General features: G+C 62.1%; 14 protein-coding genes. 11 read left to right on the forward strand and 3 right to left on the reverse strand.

Annotation, left to right across the window (positions count from 1 at the left end):
- Window positions 1–99 precede the first annotated feature (99 nt).
- Window positions 100–720: a TetR/AcrR family transcriptional regulator gene (locus LOY67_RS16690; RefSeq protein ID WP_265063540.1), complete on the reverse strand. Its 621-nt coding sequence runs from the start codon at window positions 718–720 to the stop codon at window positions 100–102.
- Between the two features lie 639 nt (window positions 721–1,359).
- Between LOY67_RS16690 and LOY67_RS16695 the strand changes: the two genes are divergently transcribed.
- From LOY67_RS16695 to LOY67_RS16725, 7 genes are all read left to right on the forward strand, one after another.
- A complete protein-coding gene (locus LOY67_RS16695) occupies window positions 1,360–2,589 on the forward strand; it encodes an OprD family porin (RefSeq protein WP_265067780.1) in 1,230 nt (409 codons plus the stop codon).
- A gap of 313 nt (window positions 2,590–2,902) precedes the next feature.
- Entirely contained in the window at window positions 2,903–3,724 is an 822-nt protein-coding gene (locus LOY67_RS16700; protein WP_265063541.1) for an NAD-dependent epimerase/dehydratase family protein, read from the forward strand.
- 42 nt (window positions 3,725–3,766) lie between these two features.
- On the forward strand, window positions 3,767–4,672 hold the full coding sequence (locus LOY67_RS16705; RefSeq protein WP_265063542.1) for an SMP-30/gluconolactonase/LRE family protein: 906 nt from the start codon (window positions 3,767–3,769) through the stop codon (window positions 4,670–4,672).
- Window positions 4,673–4,729: 57 nt separating this feature from the next.
- The gene (locus LOY67_RS16710; RefSeq protein WP_265063543.1) at window positions 4,730–5,698 is read left to right on the forward strand and encodes a TRAP transporter substrate-binding protein; all 969 of its coding nucleotides are present in this window, start codon (window positions 4,730–4,732) and stop codon (window positions 5,696–5,698) included.
- A gap of 74 nt (window positions 5,699–5,772) precedes the next feature.
- Window positions 5,773–6,300 (forward strand): TRAP transporter small permease, encoded by a 528-nt coding sequence (locus LOY67_RS16715; RefSeq protein WP_265063544.1) that lies wholly within the window; start codon window positions 5,773–5,775, stop codon window positions 6,298–6,300.
- The gene (locus tag LOY67_RS16720) at window positions 6,300–7,580 is read left to right on the forward strand and encodes a TRAP transporter large permease (protein WP_265063545.1); all 1,281 of its coding nucleotides are present in this window, start codon (window positions 6,300–6,302) and stop codon (window positions 7,578–7,580) included. The genes LOY67_RS16715 and LOY67_RS16720 overlap by 1 nt, the downstream gene beginning before the upstream one ends.
- Before the next feature lie 236 nt (window positions 7,581–7,816).
- Window positions 7,817–8,683, forward strand: coding sequence for an aldose 1-epimerase (locus tag LOY67_RS16725; RefSeq protein ID WP_265063546.1), 867 nt, complete (start codon window positions 7,817–7,819; stop codon window positions 8,681–8,683).
- Between the two features lie 172 nt (window positions 8,684–8,855).
- Here LOY67_RS16725 and LOY67_RS16730 read toward each other — a convergent pair whose 3' ends face one another.
- Window positions 8,856–9,656, reverse strand: a complete 801-nt coding sequence (locus LOY67_RS16730) for a sulfite exporter TauE/SafE family protein (RefSeq protein ID WP_265063547.1) — start codon at window positions 9,654–9,656, stop codon at window positions 8,856–8,858.
- A 137-nt stretch (window positions 9,657–9,793) separates the two neighbouring features.
- On the opposite strand from LOY67_RS16730, the gene LOY67_RS16735 reads away from it, so the two are divergent.
- Window positions 9,794–10,657: an MBL fold metallo-hydrolase gene (locus LOY67_RS16735; RefSeq protein ID WP_265063548.1), complete on the forward strand. Its 864-nt coding sequence runs from the start codon at window positions 9,794–9,796 to the stop codon at window positions 10,655–10,657.
- A 37-nt stretch (window positions 10,658–10,694) separates the two neighbouring features.
- Here the strand turns inward: LOY67_RS16735 and bkdR are convergent, their stop codons facing one another.
- Entirely contained in the window at window positions 10,695–11,183 is a 489-nt protein-coding gene (gene bkdR, locus LOY67_RS16740; RefSeq protein ID WP_003202929.1) for a Bkd operon transcriptional regulator BkdR, read from the reverse strand.
- A 191-nt stretch (window positions 11,184–11,374) separates the two neighbouring features.
- On the opposite strand from bkdR, the gene LOY67_RS16745 reads away from it, so the two are divergent.
- The 3 genes from LOY67_RS16745 to LOY67_RS16755 are packed head-to-tail and all read left to right on the forward strand — an operon-like array spanning window position 11,375 to window position 14,951.
- Window positions 11,375–12,610: a 3-methyl-2-oxobutanoate dehydrogenase (2-methylpropanoyl-transferring) subunit alpha gene (locus LOY67_RS16745; RefSeq protein ID WP_265063549.1), complete on the forward strand. Its 1,236-nt coding sequence runs from the start codon at window positions 11,375–11,377 to the stop codon at window positions 12,608–12,610.
- Between the two features lies 1 nt (window position 12,611).
- A complete protein-coding gene (locus LOY67_RS16750) occupies window positions 12,612–13,670 on the forward strand; it encodes an alpha-ketoacid dehydrogenase subunit beta (RefSeq protein WP_144925260.1) in 1,059 nt (352 codons plus the stop codon).
- Entirely contained in the window at window positions 13,671–14,951 is a 1,281-nt protein-coding gene (locus tag LOY67_RS16755; RefSeq protein WP_265063550.1) for a dihydrolipoamide acetyltransferase family protein, read from the forward strand.
- The last annotated feature ends 13 nt before the right edge of the window (window positions 14,952–14,964 follow it).

Consider the following 14,964-nt stretch of genomic DNA (forward strand, 5'->3'; position numbering starts at 1 on the left):
CCCACAGGAGATTTGTTGCGAACTCAGAACCTGTGTTCGCCAGAGATCCCCTGTGGGAGCGAGCTTGCTCGCGATGAGGCCATCAGCCACACCACAGTTTCAGGGCTCCAACCCGATCCCCCGCAAAATCACCCCGGTCACCGTCTGCACCGCCCGCTCGAACTGCATGTCCGACAGCGGCTGGTGATCGTTGAGGATGTTGATCTGGTGGTCGAAGTCGGCGTAGTGCTGGGTCGAGGCCCAGATCATGTAGAGCAGGCTTGAAGGCTCCACCGGCAGGATGCGTTTGTCGTCCACCCATTGGCGAATTTTCGCTTCCTTCATCTTGGCCCATTCATAGAGACTGGCGTCCAGCGCCTGCCCCAGTGTCGGCGCGCCATGGATCACCTCGTTGGCCCAGACCTTGGAGCCATAGGGCCGGCTGCGGGAGTGGTTCATCTTGGCGCGGATGTAGCTGCTGAGCACCACCCGCGGATCGTCGAACATCTCGAAGCACAAGGCGTCCTGCTTCCAGACTTCCAGCAGATCGAACAGCACGGCGCTGTACAGCTCGCTCTTGGTGCTGAAGTAGTAATGCAGGTTGGAACGGGGCAACTGCACTTCAGCGGCGATGTCGGCCATGGCGGTACTGCCGAAGCCCTTCTCGGCAAAGACTTTCTCGGCGGCCAACAGGATTTTCTCGACGTTACTGCGACGAATCTCGATCTTGTGATTGCCCATGAGGGCTCCCTGGCAACAGCGATGCCCAAGACTAGCATTCACCCACTGTCGAAAACACAGGAGTTCCCTGTGGGAGCGAGCCTGCTCGCTCCCGTCGGATCATGTTCGTATCCAGCCGAGCGTATACAGATGCTCTTGTGGCGAGGGGATTTATCCCCGCTGGGCTGCGAAGCAGCCCCCAAAACACTCAGAACACAATATGTCTGATACACCGAGTATCAGGAATTTGGGCTGCTGCGCAGCCCAGCGGGGATAAATCCCCTCGCCACAAAAAAGCTGTAGTGAACCTTCGGGCGTGGTTCTTCGACTAATGTCTTAGACCAGTCATCGCATAACTATTTGTCACCACTGCGACCGTAACGCGGGTGCGTTGGGCCTCCACCAAGGCCTTCTCCTGCACTTCACTTTGCTACAACCCTTGAACCAGTCAATTCTCAGCCCCGCGCCAATTGGATTATTGCAATCATGGCCAGTTGACAACGCGCCACGTCCCCACAAATAATCCACGCCATGTTGTACGACGACGTATGACAAATAAAAACAACAAAAAAGTAGGGAGCCGTCATAGTGAGCACACGCGTCCGTTTTTCGCCCGACAACCGTCCAACCCGCCGTACCCTTCTCCATTCCAGTCCCGCAATGCTCTTGCTCGGTTGCAGCGGCCTGGCCGCGTTCCTGCCAGTCACCGCCCACGCCGAAGGTTTCGTCGATGACGCCAAGGCCACGCTGACTCTGCGCAACGCCTACTTCAACCGCAACTTCACCAACCCGAGAAACGCTCAGGGCAAGGCCGAGGAATGGACCCAGAGTTTCATCCTCGACGCCAAGTCCGGTTTCACCCAGGGCACGGTGGGTTTCGGCATGGACGTGCTGGGCCTGTACTCGCTCAAGCTCGATGGCGGCAAAGGCACCGCCGGCACCCAGTTGCTGCCGGTCCACGATGACGGGCGTCCGGCCGATGACTTCGGGCGCCTCGGTGTGGCTCTCAAGGCCAAGGTGTCGAAGACCGAATTGAAGGTCGGCGAATGGATGCCGGTGTTGCCGATCCTGCGTTCCGACGACGGTCGTTCCCTGCCGCAAACCTTCCGCGGCGGCCAGGTCACCTCCACCGAGATCAGCGGCCTGAGCCTCTATGGCGGCCAGTTCCGTGGCAACAGCCCACGCAACGACGCGAGCATGGAAGACATGTTCATGAACGGCCGCCCGGCCTTTACCTCCGACCGCTTCAACTTCGGTGGCGGCGAGTACGCCTTCAACGACAAACGCACCCAGGTCGGCGTCTGGTACTCGGAACTGAGCGACATCTACCAACAGCAATACTTCAACCTGACCCACAGCCAGCCCATCGGCGACTGGACCCTGGGCGCCAACCTCGGTTACTTCACCGGCAAGGAAAACGGCAGTGCCCTGGCCGGCGACCTCGACAACAAGACCGCCTTCGCCATGCTCTCGGCCAAGTACGGTGGCAACACCTTCTACGTCGGCCTGCAGAAACTCAGCGGCGACGACGCCTGGATGCGCGTCAACGGCACCAGCGGCGGCACCCTGGCCAACGACAGCTACAACTCCAGCTACGACAACGCCAAGGAAAAATCCTGGCAGGTGCGCCACGACTTCAACTTCGCCGCCGTCGGTGTACCGGGCCTGACCCTGATGAACCGCTACATCAGCGGCGACAACGTGCACACCGCCACGGTGGACGATGGCAAGGAATGGGGACGTGAGAGCGAGCTGGCGTACACCGTGCAGAGCGGTGCGCTGAAGAATCTCAACGTGAAGTGGCGCAACTCGACGTTGCGGCGGGATTTCAGCACCAATGAGTTCGATGAGAACCGGATCTTCATCAGCTACCCGATGAGTTTGTTGTAACGCGGCTGCGGCGGGCCTGCTGGATCAGGTGGCGACTGGACTGTCGTCATCGCGAGCGGGCTCGCTCCCACAGGGGATTGTGATGAACACATTATCTGCACACGACGCCAAACCACTGTGGGAGCCGAGCTTGCTCGCGATGGCGACGGTACATCCAACCTCTATGCAAGCTGACCCACCGCTATCGCGAGCAAGCTCGCTCCCACAGGGGAATTGTGGCGTATGTAGATCAGTCGTCACGACAAGGATGTCTCCCAGCGGTCATACAAACCTATAACAATTGATACCTCCCACTGTTTGCTCAGGTAATTTCATGACTACGACACAGATCCGCCATCCTCTCAATCGCCTGCTGCTGACCGGTGCCGCCGGCGGCCTGGGCAAGGTCCTGCGCGAACGCCTCAAGCCTTTCGCCCGGCACATTCGCCTGTCGGACATCGCCAACATGACCCCGGCCATCGATGAAAGCGAGGAAGTGGTGCTCTGCGACCTGTCCGATAAACAGGCGGTGCATCAACTGGTGGAGGGCGTCGACGCGATCCTGCATTTCGGTGGTGTTTCGGTCGAGCGCCCGTTCGAGGAAATCCTCGGTGCCAACATCAGCGGTGTGTTCCACCTCTATGAAGCCGCCCGCAAACATGGCGTCAAACGGGTCATTTTCGCCAGCTCCAACCACGTCATCGGTTTCTACAAGCAGGACGAAGCCCTCGACGCCCTCTCCCCTCGCCGTCCGGATGGCTACTACGGCCTGTCCAAGTCCTACGGCGAAGACATGGCCAGTTTCTACTTCGATCGCTACGGCATCGAGACCGTCAGCATCCGCATCGGCTCGTCGTTCGTCGAACCCCAGAACCGCCGCATGATGAGCACCTGGCTGAGCTACGACGACCTGACCCAGTTGATCGAATGTTCGCTCTACGCCCCGAACGTCGGGCACACCGTGGTGTACGGCGTGTCCGCCAACCGTGACGTCTGGTGGGACAACAGCCTCGCCGCGCACCTGGGCTACCAGCCCAAGGACAGCTCCGAGATTTTCCGCGCCAAAATCGAAGCACAGCCGATGCCGGCCGCCGATGATCCGGCCATGGTCTATCAGGGTGGTGCCTTCGTCGCGGCCGGCCCGTTCGACAACTGATTCGCCTGTACCCATGGGATACGAATGCACAAGGGAATCACCATGCAAGCCGAACTGATTGTCGATGCACGCAACGCCGTCGGGGAAAGCCCGGTGTGGGTGCCTGAGGAAAACGCCCTGTATTGGGTGGACATTCCCAGCGGCGGCCTGCAGTGCTGGAACGCCGGGACCGGCCAGCTCAAGGGTTGGCAAGCCCCCGAAATGCTCGCCTGTATCGCCCGTCACCAGGACGGTGGCTGGGTGGCTGGGATGGAGAGCGGTTTCTTCCGCCTGCACCCCAATGACGACGGCAGCCTGGACAGCGAACTGTGTGCCAGCGTCGAGCACAGCCGCACCGACATGCGCCTCAACGATGGCCGTTGCGACCGCCAGGGCCGTTTCTGGGCCGGCAGCATGGTGCTGAACATGGGCGCGAACGCCAACGAGGGCCGGATGTACCGTTACGAAGCCGGGCAACGCAGCCCGGTCGCGGCGCAGTTGGGCGGCTTCATAGTGCCCAACGGCCTGGGTTTCAGCCCGGATGGACGGACGATGTACCTCTCCGACTCCCACCCGCTGGTGCAGCAGATCTGGGCCTTCGACTACGACATCGACAGCGGCACGCCCTCCAACCAGCGCGTGTTCGTCGACATGCTGCCATTGGCCGGTCGCCCGGACGGCGCGGCGGTGGACGCCGAGGGCTGCTACTGGATCTGCGCCAACGATGCCGGGCTGATCCATCGCTTCACTCCCGATGGCCGGCTGGACCGCTCGCTGTTCGTGCCGGTGAAAAAACCGACGATGTGCGCTTTTGGCGGCAGTCGTCTGGACACGCTGTTCGTCACCTCGATCCGCCCCGGGGACGACACTGATCCTCACTCCCTGGCCGGAGGCGTGTTCGCCTTCAATCCCGGCGTCAAGGGCCTGGCCGAACCCGCGTTTGGAGGGCTGCAACACTCAGCGAACTGATCTGCTTTGCCGCTTCACTGGATGAGCACATAAAAACAACAAGACAGGAGATTGACCATGAACTTCAAACGTACCCTTCTGATCGCAGCGCTTCCCTTGGCCTTCCTGGCACAAGCAGCGCACGCCCTGGAAATCAAGTTCGCCGACATCCACCCGGCGGGCTACCCGACCGTGGTCGCCGAGGAAAACATGGGCAAGGCCCTGACCAGGGACACCAACGGCGAGTTGACCTTCAAGTACTTCCCTGGCGGCGTGCTGGGCTCGGAAAAGGAAGTCGTCGAGCAAGCCCAGGTCGGCGCTGTCCAGATGACCCGCGTCAGCCTCGGCATCGTCGGGCCGGTGGTGCCGGACGTGAACGTGTTCAACATGCCGTTCATCTTCCGTGACACGCAGCACATGCGTAATGTCATCGATGGCCCCGTCGGCGACGAGATCCTCGACCGCATCACCCACTCCGAATTCGGCCTGGTGGCCCTGGCCTGGATGGACGGCGGCACGCGCAACCTCTACACCAAGAAGCCGGTACGCAAGCTCGAAGACCTCAAGGGCATGAAAATTCGCGTGCAGGGCAACCCGATGTTCATCGAGACCATCAACGCCATGGGCGGCAACGGTATCGCCATGGACACCGGCGAGATCTTCAGTGCCCTGCAGACCGGCGTGATCGACGGCGCGGAAAACAACCCGCCGACCATGCTCGAGCACAACCATTACCAGAACGCTAAGTTCTACAGCCTGACCGGTCACCTGATCCTGCCCGAGCCGATCGTGATGTCGAAAATCACCTGGGAAAAACTCACCCCGGCGCAACAGGACCTGGTGAAGAAAGCCGCCAAGGCTGCCCAGCTGGATGAGCGCGCGCTGTGGGACAAGAAGTCTGCCGCCAGTGAGGAAAAACTCAAGGCCGCCGGCGTCGAGTTCATCACTGTCGACAAGAAACCCTTCTACGACGCCACCGCGCAAGTGCGGGCCAAATACGGCGCACCGTATGCCGACCTGATCAAGAAAATCGAAGCCGTTCAGTAACCCCTCGATCTGTACTCCTGAAAAGGCCCGGCGCGCCTGCTGCCCAAGGCGCGCCCGGTTTACGGTGGAACCCGATGAAGAATTTGCTGCTGCGTATCAACGATAGGATTTACATGACGTGCATCTGGGTGGCCGGCCTGTCTGTCCTGGCGATCTCCCTGATGATCCCCTGGGGCGTGTTCGCCCGCTACGTGCTCGGTACCGGCTCAAGCTGGCCGGAGCCCACTGCAATCCTGCTGATGATGGTGTTCACCTTCATCGGTGCCGCCGCCAGTTACCGCGCGGGTGCACATATGGCGGTGGCGATGCTCACCGATCGCATGCCGCCCAACCTGAAAACCGCCGCGTCGGTTTTTTCCCAATTGCTGATGGCGATGATCTGCATCTTCATGACCATCTGGGGCGCCAAGTTGTGCATGTCGACCTGGAACCAGTTCATGAGCGCCCTGCCTACCCTGCGGGTCGGCATCACCTACCTGCCGATTCCAGTGGGCGGCCTGCTGACCCTGATTTTCGTGCTGGAGAAACTCTTGCTCGGTGACCAGAGCAAACGGCGTGTCGTGCAGTTCGACCTGGTTGAAGAAAGTGAAGGTGCCGCTTAATGGACGCTCTGATTCTGCTGGGCAGTTTTATCATTCTGATCCTGATCGGCATGCCGGTCGCCTATGCCCTGGGCGCCGCTGCCCTGATCGGTGCATGGTGGATCGACATTCCATTCCAGGCCGTGATGATCCAGGTGGCGGGCGGGGTGAACAAGTTCTCGCTGCTGGCCATTCCGTTCTTCGTGCTGGCCGGTGCGATCATGGCCGAGGGCGGCATGTCCCGCCGGTTGGTGGCGTGTGCCGGCGTGCTGGTGGGCTTCGTGCGTGGCGGCCTGTCGTTGGTCAACATCGTGGCATCGACTTTCTTCGGGGCGATTTCCGGTTCTTCCGTGGCGGACACCGCTTCGGTGGGCTCGGTGCTGATTCCGGAAATGGAACGCAAGGGCTATCCGCGGGACTTCTCCACCGCCGTGACCGTCAGTGGTTCGGTGCAGGCCCTGCTGACCCCGCCAAGCCACAACTCGGTGCTCTACTCCCTGGCCGCCGGCGGTACGGTGTCGATTGCCTCGCTGTTCATGGCCGGCATCGTCCCGGGCCTGCTGATGAGCGCCTGTCTGATGGTGCTGTGCCTGATCTTCGCGAAAAAGCGCGACTACCCCAAGGGTGAAGTCATCCCGATGCGCGAAGCGCTGAAAATCGTCGGCGAAGCCCTCTGGGGCCTGATGGCGATGGTGATCATCCTCGGCGGGATCCTGTCGGGCATCTTCACCGCCACCGAATCGGCAGCCATCGCGGTGTTGTGGTCGTTCTTCGTGACCATGTTCATCTACCGCGACTACAAGTGGCGTGAACTGCCGAAGCTGATGCACCGCACGGTCCGCACCATCTCCATCGTGATGATCCTGATCGGCTTTGCCGCCAGTTTCGGCTACATCATGACGCTGATGCAGATCCCGGCGAAGATCACCACGCTGTTCCTGACCCTGTCGGACAACCGCTACGTGATTCTGATGTGCATCAACGTGATGTTGCTGCTGCTCGGTACGGTGATGGACATGGCGCCGCTGATCCTGATCCTGACGCCGATCCTGATGCCGGTGATCATGGGCATCGGCGTCGACCCGGTGCAGTTCGGCATGATCATGCTGGTCAACCTGGGCATCGGGCTGATTACACCGCCGGTGGGTGCGGTACTGTTCGTCGGCTCGGCGGTGGGCAAGGTCAGCATCGAAAGTACTGTCAAGGCGCTGCTGCCGTTCTATGCCGTGCTGTTCCTGGTACTGATGCTGGTGACCTACGTTCCAGCGCTGTCACTGTGGTTGCCGCATCTGGTGTTGTAACCCGAAGCAAATCCCCTTGTGGCGAGGGGATTTAGCGAAACGTCGCACCGCCCCGCTGGGCTGCGAAGCAGCCCTAAAACCAGCCAACTCGGTGTGTCAGGCAGATTGAGTTGAATGCTTTGGGGCTGCTTTGCAGCCCAGCGGGGCGGTGCGACGTTTCGCTGAATCCCCTCGCCACAACAGCGTTCACATAGAAACCCTTGCACCGCTCCTCCTACCCTGCAGACAACGCCAACATGACATCCCTCCTGCACCTCGAAGACGAACTGACCCGCCTTACCGTGGCGCCACACCTGGGTGCCAGCCTGGTCAGTTGGACCCTGCGCAGCAACGGCCAGCCACTGCTACGCCCGCCAGCACCGCAGGCCGTGGAGAACGGCCTGCCCGGTAAGCTCGGCTGTTTTCCATTGATTCCCTGGTCGAACCGGATCGCCAACGGCGGCTTCGATTGCCCCGGCGGCTGGTTGGCACTGGAAGCCAACAGCCCCAACGATCCCTTCCCGATTCATGGCAGCGCCTGGCAACAGCCGTGGCAGGTGATCGAGCAGAGCCCTCAGCACGCGCTGCTGCAACTGGACAGTCAATACCCGTTCGCCTATGGCGCCAGCCTGCGGATCCGCTTGAGCGGCGGACAGCTGCAAATGGCGATGCACGTCACCCATCGGGCCGAGCAGCCGGCATGGCACGGGCTGGGCCTGCATCCGTACTTTCCCCGCACCGCCACTACCCGCCTGCAAACCCGCGCCACCGAAGTCTGGCTGTGCGATGCCACGAAGCTGCCGACCGAACTGCGCGACATCCCCGCGCACTGGGATTTCCAGCAACCCCGCGTGCTGCCGGATACGCTGGTGGACAATGGCTTCGGCGGTTGGGATGGACACTGCCTGATCGAGCAACCCGATCTGGGCTATGAACTGGAATGCCGGGCCAGTGGCAGCGAGTACTTCCTGCTGTACTGTCCCGTGGGCCTGGACTTCTTCTGCATCGAGCCGGTCAGTCATCCGGTCAATGCCCATCACCTGCCAGGAAAGCCGGGGCTGCGGCTGCTGGAGCAAGGTCAGTCGGTGGCGTTGGGGTTTTCGATGCGGTGCCGGTTGTTCTGACCACACACCTGTGGCGAGGGGATTTATCCCCGCTGGGGTGCGAAGCAGCCCTAGAACCAAGCGACTCGGCTGTGTCAGACAGACTGATTGGGTTGCTTTGGGCTGCTGCGCAGCCCAGCGGGGATAAATCCCCTCGCCACAAAAGCATCACAAGCTACAGGGTGTAAGTACGCTACGCCCGCACGAGCATATACACCGCCACCCCCAGGCACACCCCGGCAAACCCCACTTGCAGCACCCGGGCCGGGACTCGGGACGCCAGCCGCCGGCCCAGTATCATGCCGACAATGCTGGCCACGATGAATCCTGCCCCGACCTGATCGATACGCACCCCGGCATGAAAGGCCCCCACCACGCCAATCAGCGAAATCAGGCTGATGACCATCAGCGACGTCGCGACGATCCCGCGCATCTGCACGTCGGTCAGTTGCTTGAACGCCGGCACGATCAGAAAGCCGCCGCCCACACCCAGCAGGCCGGACACCACACCCGTCACCGCGCCGAGCGCCGCCAACGTAGCGGTGCAGCGGGCGGTCCAGGCCAGGCGTCCGGTCTGGCGGTCGAGCATGCAATTCTTCTGGCCCCAACTGGCGGCACCGTGGTCGCTCGGCCCGGGTTGCGCGGTTTCCCGGCGCAACATGCGCGCTGCCACCAGCACCATCAACAGGCTGAACAGAACCATCAGGATTTTTTCCGAGAGCTGATGGGCGAAGTAGATGCCCAGCGGCGAAAACACCGCCCCCAACAGCGCAATCAGTAATGCCGCACGATAACGCACCAGGCCATGGCGCAAGCCGTCGATGGCGCCCACCGCCGCCGAGCTGCCCACGGCCAACAACGCCACGGGCGCAGCCTGGGTCATGGTCAAGCCCAGGCCCAACACCAAGGCGGGAACGGCGAGGATGCCGCCGCCCGCCCCCGTCAGACCCAGCACCAGGCCCATGACCACGCCAAAAAAACCTGCCAGTAACATAAGCTTCTCTCACGCCGCGCACACCTGTTGGCAGGTGCGATCGCATTTGCAGGACGCCGTGGCCCTCACTAAGCTGCGGACCATATGTTGCTAACCTTAGATGTTGCAACCGGTTCCTTCCGCACAGGTTAGTCGTCATGCCCGCGCAGATCCAAAGCTTCCTCGACCCCGCGTCAAAGACCTACACCCATGTCGTTTATGAGCAGGACGCCGGGCCATGCGCGGTGGTCGATCCGGTGCTCGACTACGATCCGGCCTCGGGGCGCAGCGGCACCACACAGGCCGACCGGGTGATCGCGTTCGTACGCGAACACCGGTTGACCGTGCAATGGCTGCTGGAAACCCACGCCCACGCCGATCACCTGTCCGCTGCGCCCTACCTGCGTCGGGAACTGGGTGGCAAGATCGCCATCGGCCAATCCATCGATCAGGTCCAGCGTGCCTTCAAGACCCTGTTCAACCTCGAACCGCAATTTGCCGTGGACGGTTCGCAGTTCGATCATCTGTTCGGCCCCGGTGAAACATTCTTCATCGGCAACCTCAAGGCCACTGCACTGCACGTGCCCGGCCACACCCCGGCGGACATGGCCTACCTGATCGACGACGATGTGATCCTGGTGGGCGATACGCTGTTCATGCCCGACGTCGGGACCGCCCGTTGCGACTTCCCCGGCGGCAACGCCCATCAGCTCTACGCCTCGATCCGCAGGCTGCTGGCCTTCCCCGCCGGCGTGCGGCTGTATGTGTGCCATGACTACCCACCGGAGCATCGCGAACCCCATTGCATGAGTACCGTGGGCGAACAACGCCGGCACAATATCCACGTCCACGATGGCATCGACGAAGCGACGTTCGTCGCCATGCGCACCCAGCGCGACGCAACGCTGGGCATGCCGACGCTGCTGTTGCCGGCGATCCAGGTCAATGTGCGGGCGGGCAACCTGCCGCCGGCCGAGGACAATGGGGTGACGTACCTGAAGATTCCGCTCAACCAGCTCTGAAGGCCAAACCCTGTGGGAGCGCGGTTGATCCATAGATTCAGGTTCCCAAGGTCAACCCATTCGCCGGCAGCGGCAACGCCGTCTTGTAGCGCACCTGCTTGAGCGCGAAACTCGAACGGATATTCGCCACCCCCGGGACCTTGGTCAAAAAGTCCATCATGAACCGCTCCAGGGACTGGATCGTCGGCACCAGCACACGGATCAGGTAATCCGGATCGCCCGCCATCAGGTAGCACTCCATCACCTCGGGCCGGTCGGAGATCGCCTCTTCGAAATGCTGCAGCGCCTCCTCCACCTGCTTCTCCAGGCTGACGTGGATGAACACATTGACATGCAAGCCCAGCAGGTCGGCATCCAGCAGGGTGACCTGCTCGCGGATCACCCCCAGCTCCTCCATGGCCCGGACCCGGTTGAAACACGGCGTCGGCGAAAGGTTGACCGAACGGGCAAGGTCAGCATTGGTAATGCGGGCGTTCTCCTGAAGGCTGTTCAGAATGCCGATGTCGGTGCGATCCAGTTTACGCATGAGACAAATAATCCTGTTTTTTATCGTTGTGCAGATTTTTTATCTGCAAACAGTCTGAACAGCAAGCCAACAGAGAAAAATATTCTTCGCCGTCGAGCCTATGATTGTTGTAGGACAATTCTCCTTAACCGGGGGATTTGTCAGCTAGCGCGCCCACTACAAGAAATTCACAAGATCGAGCGTAGAAAGCCATGAACCCAGCGTATGAACCGCTACGCCTGCACGTCCCTGAACCTTCGGGCCGTCCCGGCTGCAAGACCGACTTCTCCTACCTGCATCTGAGCGATGCCGGCACGGTGCGCAAACCCTCCATCGATGTTGAACCGTCCGATACCGCCGACCTGGCCCGCAGCCTCATCCGCGTGCTCGACGACCAGGGCAACGCCCACGGCCCATGGGCCGAAGACATTCCCCTCGACATCCTGCGCAAGGGCATGCGTGCCATGCTCAAGACGCGGATCTACGACAACCGCATGGTGGTCGCCCAGCGCCAGAAAAAGATGTCGTTCTACATGCAGAGCCTCGGCGAGGAAGCCATCGGCAGCGGCCAGGCCCTGGCGCTGAACATCGACGACATGTGCTTCCCCACCTATCGCCAGCAGAGCATCCTGATGGCCCGCGACGTGCCGCTGGTGGACATGATCTGCCAACTGCTGTCCAACGAGCGTGACCCGCTCAAGGGCCGGCAGTTGCCGATCATGTATTCGGTCAAGGAAGCCGGCTTCTTCACCATCTCCGGCAACCTCGCTACACAGTTCATCCAGGGCGTGGGCTGGGGCATGGCCTCGGCGATCAAGGGCGACACCAAGATCGCTTCTTCCTGGATCGGTGACGGTGCTACCGCCGAGTCGGACTTCCACACCGCCCTCACCTTCGCCCACGTCTACCGGGCGCCGGTGATCCTCAACGTGGTCAACAACCAGTGGGCGATCTCCACCTTCCAGGCCATCGCCGGCGGCGAAGCCACTACCTTCGCCGGACGCGGCGTCGGCTGCGGCATCGCCTCGCTACGGGTCGATGGCAACGACTTCATGGCCGTCTACGCCGCCTCGCGCTGGGCCGCCGAACGCGCCCGCCGCAACCTCGGCCCAACCCTGATCGAATGGGTCACCTACCGCGCCGGCCCGCATTCCACCTCTGATGATCCCTCCAAATACCGCCCCGCCGACGACTGGAGCCATTTCCCGTTGGGCGACCCGATTGCCCGTCTCAAGCAGCACATGATCCGCATCGGTCACTGGTCGGAAGAGGAACACACCGCCGTCACCGCCAAGCTGGAAGCGCAGATCATTGCGGCCCAGAAGGAAGCCGAACAGTACGGCACCCTCGCCGGCGGCCAGGTACCGAGCGCCGCGACGATGTTCGAAGACGTCTACAAAGAGATGCCGGAGCACTTGAAGCGCCAGCGTCAGCAGTTGGGGATCTGACATGAACGATCACAACACCAATATTGCGTTGGATACCGCCATGACCACTACCACCATGACCATGATCCAGGCCCTGCGCTCGGCCATGGACGTGATGCTCGAACGTGACGACAACGTCGTGGTGTTCGGCCAGGACGTGGGTTACTTCGGCGGCGTGTTCCGCTGCACCGAAGGCCTGCAGAACAAATACGGCACCTCGCGGGTGTTCGACGCACCGATCTCCGAAAGCGGCATCGTCGGCGTGGCCGTGGGCATGGGCGCCTATGGATTGCGGCCGGTGGCCGAGATCCAGTTTGCCGACTACGTCTACCCGGCCTCGGACCAGATCATTTCCGAAGCGGCGCGCCTGCGCTATCGCTCGGCCGGCGAGTTCACCGCGCCGATGACCCTGCGCATGCCCTGCGGCGGCGGCATCTATGGCGGCCAGACCCACAGCCAGAGTATCGAGGCGATGTTCACCCAGGTCTGCGGCCTGCGCACCGTAATGCCATCGAACCCCTACGACGCCAAGGGCCTGCTGATCGCTTCCATCGAGAACGATGACCCAGTGATCTTCCTCGAACCCAAGCGCCTGTATAACGGCCCGTTCGACGGCCACCACGACCGCCCGGTAACGCCCTGGTCGAAACACCCGACGGCACAGGTACCCGACGGCTACTACACGGTGCCGCTGGATGTCGCCGCCATCACCCGTCCGGGCAAGGACGTGACCATCCTCACCTACGGCACCACGGTCTACGTGTCCCAGGCCGCTGCCGAGGAAACCGGCATCGACGCCGAAGTCATCGACTTGCGCAGCCTCTGGCCGCTGGACCTGGACACCATCGTCAAGTCGGTGAAGAAGACCGGCCGCTGCGTGATCGTCCACGAAGCCACCCGCACCTGCGGCTTTGGCGCCGAACTGGTGTCGCTGGTCCAGGAACATTGCTTCCACCACCTGGAAGCGCCTATCGAGCGTGTCACCGGTTGGGATACCCCCTACCCGCACGCGCAGGAATGGGCGTATTTCCCAGGGCCGTCCCGTGTGGGCGCGGCGTTGAAACGGGTCATGGAGGTCTGAATGGGCACGCACGTTATCAAGATGCCGGACATCGGCGAAGGCATTGCGGAAGTTGAACTGGCGGCGTGGCACGTCAAGGTCGGTGACCTGGTGACCGAGGATCAGGTCCTGGCCGATGTCATGACCGACAAGGCCATGGTGGACATCCCTTCGCCGGTGCATGGCCGGGTCATCGCCCTGGGCGGTGAGCCGGGTGAAGTCATGGCGGTGGGCAGTGAACTGATCCGTATTGAAGTGGAAGGTGCCGGCAACCTGAAGGAATCGGCACAACCCGTTGCTGCGGCCCCGGCCGCCAAACCTGCACCGCTCAAAGCCCCTGAGAAAGCGCCCGAGCCCGTAGCGGAACATCCCGTCGCTGCGCCACACCCGGCCCGGCAGCCCCAGGCCCCAGTGGCCCGCGATCCCGACGAGCGCCCACTGGCCTCGCCGGCGGTGCGTAAACACGCGCTGGACCTGGGCATTCAACTGCGCCTGGTCCAGGGCAGCGGCCCCGCCGGCCGGGTGCTGCACGAAGACCTGGAGGCGTATCTGGCCCAAGGTCCTTCGACGCCGGCCAAGGGCGGCTCAGGCTATGCCGAGCGCCACGACGAGCAGCAGATCCCGGTGATCGGCATGCGGCGCAAGATCGCCCAGCGCATGCAGGAAGCCACCCAGCGCGCCGCCCATTTCAGCTACGTCGAGGAAATCGACGTCACCGCCCTCGAAGAGCTGCGGGTTCACCTGAATGAAAAACACGGCGCCAGCCGTGGCAAGCTGACCTTGCTGCCGTTCCTGGTGCGGGCCCTGGTCGTCGCCTTGCGGGATTTCCCGCAGATGAACGCTCGCTACGACGACCAAGCCCAGGTCATCACCCGTTCCGGTGCGGTGCACGTCGGTGTTGCCACCCAGAGCGACGTCGGCCTGATGGTGCCGGTGGTGCGTCATGCCGAGGCCCGTAGCCTGTGGGACAGCGCGGCGGAAATCGCCCGGCTGGCCACGGCGGCCCGCAATGGCAAGGCCAGCCGCGATGAACTGTCCGGCTCGACCATCACCCTGACCAGCCTCGGCGCGTTGGGTGGGATCGTCAGCACACCGGTGCTGAACCTGCCGGAAGTGGCGATCGTCGGCGTGAACAAAATCGTCGAACGGCCCGTGGTGTTCAAGGGCCAGGTGGTGATTCGCAAGATGATGAACCTCTCCAGCTCTTTCGATCACCGGGTGGTCGACGGCATGGATGCTGCGCAATTCATCCAGGCCCTGCGCGGCCTGCTCGAACAACCCGCCACCTTGTTTGTGGACTGATGTCAGGAGCTGG

Source organism: Pseudomonas sp. B21-056, assembly GCF_026016325.1.
GTDB lineage: Bacteria > Pseudomonadota > Gammaproteobacteria > Pseudomonadales > Pseudomonadaceae > Aquipseudomonas.

Coding starts and splice junctions, on each gene's coding strand:
- LOY67_RS16690 (WP_265063540.1), bottom strand. CDS start 720: ATGGGCAATCACAAGATCGAGATTCGTCGCAGTAACGTCGAGAAAATC.
- LOY67_RS16695 (WP_265067780.1), top strand. CDS start 1,360: ATGCTCTTGCTCGGTTGCAGCGGCCTGGCCGCGTTCCTGCCAGTCACC.
- LOY67_RS16700 (WP_265063541.1), top strand. CDS start 2,903: ATGACTACGACACAGATCCGCCATCCTCTCAATCGCCTGCTGCTGACC.
- LOY67_RS16705 (WP_265063542.1), top strand. CDS start 3,767: ATGCAAGCCGAACTGATTGTCGATGCACGCAACGCCGTCGGGGAAAGC.
- LOY67_RS16710 (WP_265063543.1), top strand. CDS start 4,730: ATGAACTTCAAACGTACCCTTCTGATCGCAGCGCTTCCCTTGGCCTTC.
- LOY67_RS16715 (WP_265063544.1), top strand. CDS start 5,773: ATGAAGAATTTGCTGCTGCGTATCAACGATAGGATTTACATGACGTGC.
- LOY67_RS16720 (WP_265063545.1), top strand. CDS start 6,300: ATGGACGCTCTGATTCTGCTGGGCAGTTTTATCATTCTGATCCTGATC.
- LOY67_RS16725 (WP_265063546.1), top strand. CDS start 7,817: ATGACATCCCTCCTGCACCTCGAAGACGAACTGACCCGCCTTACCGTG.
- LOY67_RS16730 (WP_265063547.1), bottom strand. CDS start 9,656: ATGTTACTGGCAGGTTTTTTTGGCGTGGTCATGGGCCTGGTGCTGGGT.
- LOY67_RS16735 (WP_265063548.1), top strand. CDS start 9,794: ATGCCCGCGCAGATCCAAAGCTTCCTCGACCCCGCGTCAAAGACCTAC.
- bkdR (WP_003202929.1), bottom strand. CDS start 11,183: ATGCGTAAACTGGATCGCACCGACATCGGCATTCTGAACAGCCTTCAG.
- LOY67_RS16745 (WP_265063549.1), top strand. CDS start 11,375: ATGAACCCAGCGTATGAACCGCTACGCCTGCACGTCCCTGAACCTTCG.
- LOY67_RS16750 (WP_144925260.1), top strand. CDS start 12,612: ATGAACGATCACAACACCAATATTGCGTTGGATACCGCCATGACCACT.
- LOY67_RS16755 (WP_265063550.1), top strand. CDS start 13,671: ATGGGCACGCACGTTATCAAGATGCCGGACATCGGCGAAGGCATTGCG.